The sequence below is a fragment of the Mucilaginibacter sp. OK098 genome (assembly GCF_900142915.1).
In the GTDB taxonomy this organism is placed as follows: domain Bacteria; phylum Bacteroidota; class Bacteroidia; order Sphingobacteriales; family Sphingobacteriaceae; genus Mucilaginibacter.
Genome location: NZ_FRCM01000006.1, coordinates 82,472 through 95,235, shown reverse-complemented (window position 1 = coordinate 95,235; position 12,764 = coordinate 82,472). Strand labels below are relative to the sequence as shown.

Sequence of the window (12,764 nt, the reverse complement as noted above, 5' to 3'; positions counted from 1 at the left end):
TGTGATGGTTTAATCCGCGTTCTCCTCCTGCATAATATCCCCAACTTGTTTGAAATTACTTTTTACAAAATGGCACCAGTCGCATTCTTTTTTGCCGCAGCCGGTATTAAAATCATGGGCCATTATTTTTTTATAAACTGTCGTTATTTGTTCAGTTACTTCTTCAGTATCTTCAGATGTTATCACCACTTTCTCTTTGTGATATTCACCTTCGCTAATAGGTTCAACAAACTCAAACAGGGTGCTTACCACTTCCCAGTCAAGGGAATAGTCGTTATCAATTAAAATTTTATAAAAAACGGCTTGTCGCCAATAATCACCACCATTTGGCTCATCGGTAGTTGGTCGCAAAAATTTGTCTTTGGCATATTTTAGCTTGCCTGTTTTATAATCCACAACCGTTACTAGTTTGTCATTAAACTCCACCTTATCCAGGTTCCCTTTTATAGGCACACCGGCAACCTCAACATTTTTTATGCTGCGTTCGGTAACTGCATTTTTGTTCCAAATGGTTATGTTTTGGTTATAATAAGCAGGCAGGATCTTTTCGCCATAATCCAATCGTAGTTTAAAATCCTCTTTGGTGAACGAGTCGCGGTTGCGGTACATGTACCAGCGGAACTCTTTCATAAAATCATCAGTAAGCGGGAACTCATTGCCATCATCTTTCAGGTTCCTGAAAACCTTATTCAACGCCCAGTGTACCGCTTGCCCAAACGTAGCCGAAGGGCTTTTTCCAGATGGTACTCTAATTAAACACTGAAAATAAAACTTAAGCGGGCAATCCAGATAATTGCTTAAATGCGTTACTGAAAGCGTATAATCCTGCAATAAAAGGTTAATGTAATTTCTGTCGAGCAATTCAACCTTTGGCTTATCGGCTTCGCTGAATTGCAATGCGGTAAAAGCTATCATGGCTTCTGCATCTACCTGCGGATGTTTTACCGGCAAATCTGTATCTGCTAAAATTTCACCTACAAATTGTGATGCTTCCTGGTCCTTACCGTTTTTATCCTGGCTGGCGAAAGAGATAAACAAGTGTTGTTTTGCCCGGGTGATAGCAACATAAAACAACCTGCGCGATTCTTCTTTTTGCGCTATATCGTCATCTGTGGCTTGTGTTAAGGTATCCGGGTAGCTGAAACCATAATTACGACCTTTGCCATCCCAGATCTTCTTTGTGCAGCCAATTAAAAATACGTGCTCAAATTCCAATCCTTTTGAGCCATGGGCGGTCAAAAAATTAATACCGTTCTCCGAAAATATAACCTGGTTAAGCGCAAGCCTGATCTTGTTTTCCTTCATCAGTTTGATGATAGCAACCAAGTCGGCCAGTTTTATCTCCGGATTTTTACGACTTTCATCCTTCAAAAAATCAAAAAAATTAGTGAGCACCTGCATATACCAGCCTTTATCTGGTTGTTGCATTATATATTTAAGAATCCCCATTTTAGCTATCAGCTGCTGAAAAAGTTGCTGTAACGTATTGCTTGCCGAATAGGTTAGCAAGTAATCAATATCGCTTACCAGGAATTTCATCCGGTGATTTTTTGCTTCATCAAACAACCCGGTTTGAACAGGCACTTTTATCTCGCTGATATAACGGCGCAGTGAGGTTTTAACTTCATTATTCCTTGAAGTAGCATAATTTTCCTTTGCTACTGCAACGCTTGCTTTGGCAATTTCAATGGGAGGGATGTCGAAGAAATCATAGTGCATTATCTCGAACAGCAACTCGTCCCCGCTGTAGGGCGAATCCATTTCCATGGCCAGGTAACGCATGATGTTGATAATCTTTTCACCAAAAGGTAAGGTGAAAATATCAAGTTTCCTTTTGGTGTTAACAGCAATGTTTTGTGTATCCAGGTATTGGATCAGTTCTTCAACCTGGCTGTGGTTCCGGTATATCACCGCAATTTCGCTAGGTTCAGTGCCGTTTGTAAGTAGTTGTTTAATTTTTGTGGCGATATCTACCAATTCCTTGCCAGGGTTTTCATATTCGTTTATAACGGGCGCAACAGCCAGTTCATCAAAACGCGGATGTGCGGCTTCCAGGTTTTTATCCAAAGCCAGCTGAGCAGTTAAGCGTTCGTGGTTATTGTTGATCAGTGCTTTTGATATATCAAGAATTTGCTGGTTAGAGCGGTAGTTGTGTTTCAATACCACAGTTTGCAGCGTGTTCACATAGTCATTGGCAAAATCGAGGATGTTCTTCATGTTTGCCCCCTGAAACTTAAAGATCGACTGATCATCATCGCCTACAACAAACACGTTAGGCGTTTCCCAATAATTAAGGATGAACTTTAACAACTCGTTTTGCGATCCGCTGGTATCCTGGAACTCATCCACTAAAATATACTGGTAACGCTCCTGGTAACGGCGCAACAGTTCCTCATTTTCGCGGAAAGCATTAAGTACCCAAATGATCATGTCGTCATAATCATATCGGCCTTTTTCCTTCATTTTTTTATCGAAGTTCCGATATTCGCTCACGGCCGCAAGTAGTTTTTTCATCAGGTCGTGCGCCTTGTCAATGTCCTTTTGCTTAGGATCACCGGCTTTTATGCCCGCTTTAATGTTTGCTTTTTTATAGATGAACGCTTCGCGGTTTGGGAGATCTTCCAAATATTCATTTACCGCTTTTTCAATAGTCTTCTCATCCCAGCCCTCACTTTTCATGGTGGAGAAAAGGCTTTTTAACCTTGGCGCTTCAAAATAGATCTCGCCGGTAAAACGCTTTAATAAATGATCGTTTGAAAACTCGTCAACCAACTCCCTGAAAAGCATAGCCGATTCCAGGTCGGATAATGCTTCCATGTTGAGCTTGCCAAAATAATCAAGGTTCTCCTGTATAATCTCATTACAAAAAGCATGGAAAGTATAAATATTAACGCGGTAAGCATCGGGGCCAATAAATTCAAAAAGCCTTTTGCGCATGGCTACCGCGCCGGCATCAGTATAGGTAAGACATAAAATTTCATGTGCGCTGGCATCGGTTTCGGTTAATATTTTACCAATCCGGGCGGCCAGGATCTGCGTTTTACCTGTTCCCGGACCGGCAATAACCAAAACAGGGCCATCCATTTTATTAACGGCAGCCAATTGCTCCGGGTTAAGTTGAGCAAGCGCCTGCTGAAATTTTTCGTTATATTTATTTAAGGTAGATGGAATCATTGTAAGGTAAAGGTAAGGAAAAGCACTATAATTACGTTTCGAATCTATTAATCGGCAATTACCTTAATGAATAGAACAGACTTCATAGAAAACGAAAAGATAAGGGTTTTAAAACTTTATACGTCACAAAAACATATTGAGGGTTTTCAATCTAAATATAAGTTTATGGAGTGGTTTATAAATCAACTTAATAAACAAGATTTTAAATGTTACTACTGTGAGACTTCAATATTTGACATAAGAGAATTAATGGAAAAGGAAAAATTAAAAAAGAGAAAAATCGGGCATGGATTTAGAGGGCCAATATTAGAAATTGATAAAATGAACAACGATTTGGGATATAGGCCATCTAATTGCGTATTGGCATGCTATTACTGCAATAACGACAAGAGTTATACATTAGATTCAGAAAAATATAAGGAATTTTTTGGCCCAACCAGAAAACTTTTTTTTGACTTTTTAATAAAAAGTTAATTATCCTCTTCAAAATCTTTATCGAGCGTCATGGATGTAATTGCCTTTTTATTACCACCGTTTTATCTAAACGCTGTCCTGGCTTTAAAAAATGTGAACGTAATCTGGTCACTTCAGCCATACGTTCCTGCGGTGTTTTCGATAGCCAATAAAGCATATCCTCATAACTCTCGTCAATTTCTTTTAATACGATTTTTCGAACCACCGGCACAATTTTCATAGTAATTATATTTGAAATAATAGTCCCGAAGCAGAATCTACAAAATAGGCTCTTGCCTGTTATCCCAAAAGAATAATAATGTTATAAACTCTTCATGTATTTCATAATATATCGAAGTTTGAGGACTGATAACCGCTTGCCTCACATTAGTGCCAATAAAAGATTTGTACATGTACGGTTGGCTGGAAATTAAATTGAGGATTCTATTAGTGTGACTCACAAATATTTTCGTATGCTTTTCTCCCTATTTTTCTTCAATGAATAAAACGATGCTATCAAAGGTTTCAATAGCTTCATCAGACCAGGATACTCCGAGGCTCATAAATACTTGGCATATTTTTTCATAACCTCGTCATGCGGGGTAAGCTTACCTTCAGCGGCTTGTTTTTGTCCCCTTGCAATTCCCGCTTTTACATGTTCAGGCAATTCAATCCAAAAATCTCTATCATGATTTTCGAAAACTTCTTTTATTTGAATCAATATAGCTTCATCCTCGGTTTCGAGTAAGCGTTTAGCTAATTCTATCTTTTCTGTTTTCACGTCCATATCCAAATTTACAATTAAATCTCTTAAATCTTAATCAAGCGTCCAACAAAAAAATCACTCTACATCTCTTCAAATAGCCACTTTTACAATTAAATTGGATATTATTGTAATTGTATAAATATTAGAGGATATTTTTAATGAAAGTTGCTTTAATAACAGGGATTACCGGACAGGATGGCGCTTATTTAGCAGAGTTTTTGCTAAAAAAAGGCTACGAGGTACATGGTGTAAAAAGAAGATCGTCATTATTTAACACGGACCGGATTGATCATTTGTATCACGATCCGCATGAGCCTAATGTGAAATTGAAGCTTCATTACGGCGATTTAACCGATTCAACCAACCTAATCAGGCTGGTTCAGGAAATTCAGCCTGATGAGATCTATAACCTGGCAGCGCAAAGCCATGTTAAAGTGAGTTTTGATACGCCCGAATACACAGCCAATGCAGATGGTATCGGCACTTTAAGAATATTGGAAGCCGTAAGGTTGTTAGGATTGGAGAAAAAGACCCGTATTTACCAGGCTTCAACGTCTGAGTTGTATGGTTTGGTACAGGCTGTTCCCCAAAGTGAAACCACGCCATTTTATCCAAGGTCGCCTTATGCAGTGGCTAAACTATATGGCTACTGGATAATTGTTAACTACCGCGAGGCTTATAACATGTTTGCCTGTAACGGCATCTTATTTAACCATGAAAGCCCGGTACGCGGCGAAACATTTGTTACCCGTAAAATTACCCGTGCGGCTTCGAAAATTGCTATGGGTTTGCAGGATTGCCTGTATGTTGGTAACCTATCGGCCCAGCGCGATTGGGGGCATGCAAAAGATTATATTGAAGCCATGTGGTTGATGCTGCAGCATGATACGCCTGAAGATTTTGTTATTGCTACCGGGGTTACCACTACGGTTAGAGAGTTCATAAAAATGGCATTCAACGAGCTGGGTATTGAGGTTGAGTTTAGCGGAAAAGATGAAAACGAGCGCGGTGTGATCATTGATATCGATCAGCAAAAGGTTGAAGAATTAGGGCTGAATGCCGAAGCTTTAAAGTTTGGGCAAACCGTGGTTAAGATTGATCCTAAATATTTCAGGCCAACAGAGGTTGATCTGTTAATTGGTGATGCAACCAAAGCAAAAGAAAAACTGGGCTGGGTGCCCAAATATAATTTACAGGCATTGGTAAGTGATATGATGCAATCTGATCTGCATCTGGTAAAAAAAGACGATTATTTAAAAAAGGGCGGATTTAAAACACTTAATTATTTTGAATAATTAGAGACTGCATTATGAAGAAAATATTTAGCATTTTACTATTCCTATTTTCTATACTTGGCGTGGCCCATTCGCAATCAATATACCAGCCATATTCTTACCAGTTTTATCAAAAACTTAATGATGATATTTATTCTACAAAAACAAGGCAGCATAGTTCTTTAAAGCCATTTTTTACAGACGATTCATTATTAAAACATCATTATGATTCATTGATGAATTACGGCTCTGATGGCAAACAGCATAGCTGGCTTTACCGGAAACTTTTTAATGAGCATTTGATTGATGTAAAAGGTAAAAATTCCACGTTTTATGCAGATCTGTTACCTGACTTTAGTATCGGAAGAGACTTTTCCGGTAAATTAACCACAAGCACAACTTCATTGGGCGTACAATTTGGAGGGACAGTTGGCACCAAGTTCTATTATAGTGTGGCTGGTTATGAAAACAGTGCTGTGCTTCCTGAATACCTTTCTACCTATATAAACCAGGTAGGTATTGTGCCAGGGCAGGCGTATGCCAAAACTTATCGCAGCAATGGTTATGATTGGGATTATATAACCGCAACGGCATCATACACGCCAATAAAGTTTTTAAATATTTCTGCCGGGCGCGATAAAACTTTTATTGGTGATGGTTATCGCTCTTTGTTGTTATCAGATGCTGCTTCGCCATATCCGTTTTTTAAGCTAACAGCAACCCTGGGTAATGTAAGATATATGGTAATGTGGGCCAGTTTTAATGACCCTATTGACTTGGATGCCAATGGAAACGACCGAAAAAAAGGTGGGGTTTTTCATTACTTAGATTGGAATGTGAGTAACAGGTTTTCAGTTGGACTTTTTGATGCGGTTATATGGTATAGTAAGGATGAAGCGGGGCACTCACGCCCCTTTGATGTTTCATACATAAATCCGATAATATTTTTAAGGCCGGTTGAAGCATTAAATGGCTCGCCTGATAATGCATTGATCGGTTTTACCAGTAAATATAAAATCACAGACGGTGTTACAGCGTACGGCCAGTTTGCGCTGGATGAATTTGAATCCTCAAACTTTTTCTCAAGTAAGGGCAGTTTTCGTAATAAATATAGCTGGCAGCTGGGTTTAAGAGGAACTGATCTTTTCAATGTAAAAGGGCTGAACTGGCTGCTTGAAAACAATAATTCAAAACCTTATACCTATTCTGAAACCAGCCCGATCATCAGTTATACCGAAAATGGTGAACCGTTAGGCCATCCATGGGGCGCTAATTTCAGAGAGGTGGTTGGCTTGTTAAATTACTCCTACAAAAGATTTGATTTTTCAGGAGAGGTTGATTATGGTCATTACGGATTGGATGTTAACGGGCTAAATTACGGGAAAGACCCATTCCAGAATTATAATAATCCTGTACGGGTTTATGGTAATTATATAGGGCAGGGGCTTACTACCAATATGGTTTATATAGAAGGGAAAGCAGGTTATTTGCTAAATCCTAAATATAACTTACGGATTGAGCTTGGCGGCCTGTTAAGGAATGAAAAGAACAGCCAGTTTAACAATAAAACCACAATGATAACCCTCGGGCTCCGCAGCTCATTCCGCAGCTTGTATAACGATTTGGCGAGCTATAAAGCTCATTGAGGAGATGTGCGGATGAGGGGAAGATGATGTGCGGATGTGCAAATATGCAGATGTGCGGATGAAAAAAAACGCATATCTGATTTACTAGTGCACTAAAATGATTTTATTATCTTCAATCGACACATCATCAAATCATCAAATTTCTTCATCTGCATATTCGCACATCCGAAATCCGCACATCATGAAGCTATAATATGCTTATTTTGCTTTATGCCTAAACTTTTCACTTTTGCCGCTATGCTGCCGGCATCATAACCGCATTCAGCCCATAGCTCGGGTTGTTCACCGTGTTCAATAATCTGATCGGGGATCCCTAAACGTACAACCTGTGATTGATAATTATTATCGGCCATAAACTCAAGTACTGCACTTCCCATGCCGCCTTCAAGACAACCATCTTCAACGGTAATTACCTTGTTAAACTTTGTAAATACCTCATGTAATAAGGTCTCGTCTAAAGGTTTCACAAAACGCAGGTCGTAATGAGCAGGATAATAGCCTTCTGCATTTAACTCGGCTGTAGCTTTTACAGCTTCATTGCCAATATGTCCTATTGATAGTATAGCCACCTCTTCGCCATCACAGATCTTACGCCCCTTACCTACTTTTATAGGTTTTAAAGGCCGTTGCCAGTCAACCATAACACCATTACCGCGCGGATATCTTATAACAAAAGGTCCCATGTCGTCCTGTTGTGCAGTAAACATCAGGTTTCTCAATTCCTCTTCATTCATTGGCGCCGAAACCGTCATATTAGGGATGCAACGCATAAAGGCAAGGTCATAAGCACCGTGATGTGTTGGTCCGTCTGCGCCGGCAACACCGGCCCTGTCAAGGCAAAATACCACGTTAAGGTTCTGTATAGCCACATCATGTATCACCTGGTCATAAGCCCTTTGCATAAAGCTGGAGTATATATTGCAAAACGGAATTAATCCCTGTGAAGCCAGGCCTGCCGAAAATGTTACGGCGTGCTGTTCGGCTATACCCACATCAAAGGCGCGGTTAGGCATCGCCTTCATCATCAGGTTTAATGAACATCCTGAAGGCATAGCAGGCGTTATTCCCATTATTTTAGGGTTTTGCTCCGCAAGCTCAATAATCGTATGTCCAAATACATCCTGGTATTTTGGCGGTTGAGGTTTATCTGATTTTGATTTTTTTATTTCGCCGGTTATCTTATCGAACAAGCCGGGGGCGTGCCACTTGGTTTGGTCTTTTTCGGCTAAGGCATAGCCCTTGCCTTTTACTGTAACACAATGTAAAATCTTGGGCCCGGGAATATTACGCAGATCACGTAATACTTTTACCAGGTGTTCCACATCATGCCCGTCAATGGGGCCGAAATATCTGAATTTAAGCGCTTCAAAAAAGTTGCTTTTTTTAAGCAGTGTGCCTTTAATGCTTTTTTCCAGTTTTTGGGCAATCTTAAAAGCATCAGGCCCTATTGCCGATATTTTGGCAAGTATATGTGCAATATCGTCCCTGAAACGGTTGTAAGGCTTTGATGTGGTAATGTCAGTTAAATATTCCTTTAAAGCCCCGACATTTGGGTCGATAGACATGTTGTTGTCGTTCAGTATAACCAGCAGGTTTGAGTTTTCAATCCCCGCATGGTTCAACGCCTCAAAAGCCATCCCTGCCGTCATGGAGCCATCGCCAATTACCGCGACATGTTGCCTGTCAGTTTCGCCTTTATAATGCGAAGCTACAGCCATACCCAAGGCGGCGGAAATTGAAGTTGATGAATGGCCAACGCCAAAAGTATCGTACTCGCTTTCTGAACGTTTTGGGAACCCGCTTAGGCCGCCATGCACCCTGTTGGTGTGAAAAAGATCCCGGCGGCCGGTTAGTATTTTATGTCCGTAAGCCTGGTGACCAACGTCCCATACTAATTGATCATAAGGCGTATTTAAAACATATTGTAGTGCAACTGTTAATTCAACAACACCTAAACTGGCTGCAAAATGCCCGCCGTTTACCGAAACCACATCAATAATATATTGACGCAACTCCTGGCAAACCTGTTTAAGTTCATCCTCTTTAAGCTGTTTTAGATCAGACGGGGTATTGATTTTTTGAAGTAAATGGCCTGCTGGTACCTGCATTTAAGTCCTTAAATATTTAACTTACAAAGTACGGCAATTTATTATAAATTAATAGCTAAACTTTTTGAATAATTATTGAACATTAAATAAGAGATGTTGATAATGACGGAAGGACAGCATTTTTAGTGGGGGCAGCATACGCACCAATATGCCAAGAGAATTACCATATTCGGGTTAATTTCAAAGTATTAACCACAATTTCAACTCCTACAACATTTCCAACTTTTACAACCCTTACTTTTTACCTATTTTTGAACCAATGATGGTCGAAGAAAATTTTGAAATAAAGTTGCCCCAGTTTGAAGGGCCGTTTGACCTGTTGCTTTTTTTTATCGAGCGGGATGAGCTCGAGATCCATGATATTCCTATTGCAAGGATCACAGATGATTTTTTAAACTATATCCATCAAATGACCAGCCTTAACATGGAGCTGGCCAGCGAATTTATTATTGTGGCGGCTACGCTGATGCGGATCAAGGCTAAAATGCTGCTGCCGCGATACGAAGCCGAAGATGATGGCAATCAAACTGACACAAAGGAAGATCTGATCCGTAAACTGATTGAATATAAAAAATTCAAAGAGGTGTGTGAAGAACTGCATCCGCTGGAAGATGAGCGGTTTATGCAGGAGAAGCGGGGTAATATAAAATTTGATATAGAACAAACCGAAGCTGTTGCACTGCCGGGTGAAGAACTTTCAGAATTAAATCTTTATAAATTAATGATGGTTTATGGCCGGTTGATGAAACGTTTCCTTAACCGTACCGAAGAAGTAACACACACAGTTGTACAATATCCATACACCATTGAGCAGCAAAAGAAGACCATCAGCGATTTATTGCGGATAAACAAAATGATGGATTTTAAAGCCATTGCCGGTCAGTCGGAAAACAAGGTGCATTTTGTTTATAATTTTTTAGCGGTGCTCGAAATGCTGCAACAGGAACTGATAGAGATCCAGGTAGGGTTGGGATATAATAATTTTTGGATAAGTGCTAAAGCAGAGATTAGAGGTTAGAGATAAGAGTTTAGTTAGAAAAGAATATAATATAATGGGTGCATTTACTGACCTTGAAGTTTGGAAAAAGGCAAGGATTTTAAGGAATAATATAACTGTGTTGGTTAAAACATTTCCAAATGAAGAAAAATTCAGATTAACAGACCAGATTATTCGGTCATCAAGATCAATAGGGAATAATATTGCTGAAGGGCATGGCAGATTCCATTATAATGATGCTTCCAGATTTTTGATTAATGCCCGCGGTTCAGCTGCAGAAACAATTGATCACCTGATTATTGCATCTGATAATCAATTTATAGATGAGCAAACTGTGGAAACCTTAAAGCAAGATTGTGAAGAATGCATGAGGATGATAAACGGGTACATAACTTACCTAAAGAAACAAACAGAGCAATAATTTGTATCCATGGAATGGAATTGTATTTAGAAATATTACATTTTTAATTTTTTCAATTTTCAACTAATCTCTAACCTCCAATCTCTAATCTCTTTTTCCTACCTTTGCCCCGATTTAACCACACCATGAAAAGAGATAAACTAATTTTTAAGCTATTGGATGAGGAGCAGGAACGCCAGGAAGAAGGCATAGAGCTAATCGCATCTGAAAATTTTGTAAGCAGGCAGGTTATGGAAGCAGCCGGATCGGTAGCTACTAACAAATATGCCGAAGGATTACCAGGGAAACGCTACTATGGTGGCTGCCAGGTTGTTGATGAAATTGAAACTATAGCTATTGACAGAGCCAAACAATTGTTTAACGCCGAGTGGGCAAATGTTCAGCCGCATTCAGGTGCACAGGCTAATGCCGCAGTTATGCTGGCGGTTTTGAAACCGGGAGATAAAATTTTAGGCTTTGATCTGTCGCATGGCGGTCATTTAACACATGGCTCCGCAGTAAACTTTTCAGGTAAGTTATATGAGCCTCATTTTTATGGGGTGAAGAAAGAAACAGGCCTGGTTGATTATGAGCAGCTTAAAAAAGTAGCTCTAGAACAAAAACCAAAGCTAATCATCTGTGGCGCTTCGGCTTACTCACGCGATTGGGATTATGAATTTATCCGTAAAGTGGCTGACGAAGTTGGTGCTTTGGTATTGGCTGATATCTCGCATCCTGCAGGCCTTATAGCTCGTGGCTTATTGAACGACCCGCTACCGCATTGCCATATTGTTACCACAACAACCCATAAAACCTTACGCGGCCCTCGCGGTGGAATGATCCTTTTAGGAAAAGATTTCGAAAACCCGTGGGGACTTAAAACTCCAAAAGGCGAGATCAGGATGATGTCGGCTTTATTGGACATGGCTGTTTTTCCGGGTACACAAGGTGGTCCGCTTGAGCATATTATTGCTGCAAAAGCTATTGCATTTGGCGAAGCTTTGAGCGATGACTATATGAAATACATAGTACAGGTAAAAAAGAATGGCGCAGCAATGGCTAAAGCATTTACCGACAGGGGGTATGAAATTGTTTCGGGCGGTACTGATAATCACTTGATATTGATCGACCTTCGCAATAAAAATATTACAGGTAAGGCTGCCGAGAATGCTTTAGTGGCTGCCGATATCACCGTGAATAAAAACATGGTGCCTTATGATGATAAATCACCATTTGTTACTTCCGGTATCCGTGTAGGTACGGCTGCAATTTCAACACGTGAGATGAAGGAAAAACAAATGGAAGATATTGTTGAGTTGATAGACCAGGTTATTAATGACCCTGAAAATGAGGACAATTTGAAAAAAGTACGGAAAAAAGTGCATAAGCTTATGCACGATTACCCGCTTTATCGTATAAAACATTCAGAAATAGATTAGGTGCACGTGGATAGACGCAAATGTTGCGTCTATCCACAATCTTTTCATAACCTTTTGAATGTTATAACGTATAAGGGCTTATAATTTACAGCTACTAAATTTAAACAATTGGAAACTGAATTAAATATAAATGTGCTGGTTGTTGATGATAACAACATAAACAGGCTTTTAATTAACAAAGTACTCACCAGGTGGGGGGCACGTGCCGATTTTGCTGAAAATGGCTTACAAGCCGTTGAAAAGATAACGAACAATCAAAATTATGATGTTGTTTTGATGGATGTTTACATGCCCGAAATGGGAGGCATTGAAGCTACCCAGCTGATCCGTGCGATGCAGGAGCCTTACTTTCAGCAGTTACCCATCATTGCCCTTACGGCATCAATGTTAAGCAGCGAAAGAAACCAGATTGAAGATGCCGGCATGAACGATTATATCCTTAAACCATTCGATCCGAAGAATTTATTCGAAAAATTGAGCGCTTATCAGAAAGTGTGATTAGAGGTT

11 protein-coding genes are annotated in these 12,764 nt (G+C 39.8%); 7 read left to right on the top strand and 4 right to left on the bottom strand.

Features of this window, described 5'->3' with window-relative positions; genetic code table 11:
• Positions 1-9: 9 nt before the first annotated feature.
• Positions 10-3,174, bottom strand: coding sequence for an ATP-dependent helicase (locus tag BUE31_RS20150; RefSeq protein ID WP_073405644.1), 3,165 nt, complete (start codon positions 3,172-3,174; stop codon positions 10-12).
• 66 nt (positions 3,175-3,240) lie between these two features.
• Between BUE31_RS20150 and BUE31_RS20145 the strand changes: the two genes are divergently transcribed.
• Positions 3,241-3,648: a hypothetical protein gene (locus BUE31_RS20145; RefSeq protein WP_073405643.1), complete on the top strand. Its 408-nt coding sequence runs from the start codon at positions 3,241-3,243 to the stop codon at positions 3,646-3,648.
• Positions 3,649-3,676: 28 nt separating this feature from the next.
• Here the strand turns inward: BUE31_RS20145 and BUE31_RS20140 are convergent, their stop codons facing one another.
• Positions 3,677-3,868 (bottom strand): hypothetical protein, encoded by a 192-nt coding sequence (locus tag BUE31_RS20140; RefSeq protein ID WP_143167196.1) that lies wholly within the window; start codon positions 3,866-3,868, stop codon positions 3,677-3,679.
• Between the two features lie 318 nt (positions 3,869-4,186).
• Positions 4,187-4,408 carry a hypothetical protein gene (locus BUE31_RS20135; RefSeq protein WP_234997876.1) on the bottom strand — a complete coding sequence of 74 codons (222 nt, stop codon included), beginning with the start codon at positions 4,406-4,408 and terminating at the stop codon, positions 4,187-4,189.
• Between the two features lie 143 nt (positions 4,409-4,551).
• Between BUE31_RS20135 and gmd the strand changes: the two genes are divergently transcribed.
• The gene (gmd, locus tag BUE31_RS20130) at positions 4,552-5,688 is read left to right on the top strand and encodes a GDP-mannose 4,6-dehydratase (RefSeq protein WP_073405640.1); all 1,137 of its coding nucleotides are present in this window, start codon (positions 4,552-4,554) and stop codon (positions 5,686-5,688) included.
• A 14-nt stretch (positions 5,689-5,702) separates the two neighbouring features.
• Positions 5,703-7,313: a gliding motility protein RemB gene (locus BUE31_RS20125; RefSeq protein ID WP_073405639.1), complete on the top strand. Its 1,611-nt coding sequence runs from the start codon at positions 5,703-5,705 to the stop codon at positions 7,311-7,313.
• A 179-nt stretch (positions 7,314-7,492) separates the two neighbouring features.
• On the opposite strand, the gene dxs is transcribed toward BUE31_RS20125, so the two are convergent.
• Positions 7,493-9,421: a 1-deoxy-D-xylulose-5-phosphate synthase gene (dxs, locus tag BUE31_RS20120; protein ID WP_073405638.1), complete on the bottom strand. Its 1,929-nt coding sequence runs from the start codon at positions 9,419-9,421 to the stop codon at positions 7,493-7,495.
• 262 nt (positions 9,422-9,683) lie between these two features.
• Between dxs and BUE31_RS20115 the strand changes: the two genes are divergently transcribed.
• The 4 genes from BUE31_RS20115 (at position 9,684) to BUE31_RS20100 (ending at position 12,755) form a co-directional block, all read left to right on the top strand.
• Positions 9,684-10,439: a segregation and condensation protein A gene (locus BUE31_RS20115; protein WP_073406095.1), complete on the top strand. Its 756-nt coding sequence runs from the start codon at positions 9,684-9,686 to the stop codon at positions 10,437-10,439.
• Positions 10,414-10,839 carry a four helix bundle protein gene (locus BUE31_RS20110; protein WP_200801960.1) on the top strand — a complete coding sequence of 142 codons (426 nt, stop codon included), beginning with the start codon at positions 10,414-10,416 and terminating at the stop codon, positions 10,837-10,839. Before BUE31_RS20115 ends, BUE31_RS20110 begins: the two co-directional genes overlap by 26 nt.
• Positions 10,840-10,964: 125 nt before the next feature.
• Positions 10,965-12,257 (top strand): serine hydroxymethyltransferase, encoded by a 1,293-nt coding sequence (glyA, locus tag BUE31_RS20105; protein ID WP_073405636.1) that lies wholly within the window; start codon positions 10,965-10,967, stop codon positions 12,255-12,257.
• Between the two features lie 108 nt (positions 12,258-12,365).
• Complete coding sequence (locus BUE31_RS20100; protein WP_073405635.1) at positions 12,366-12,755, top strand: response regulator; 390 nt, start codon at positions 12,366-12,368, stop codon at positions 12,753-12,755.
• The last annotated feature ends 9 nt before the right edge of the window (positions 12,756-12,764 follow it).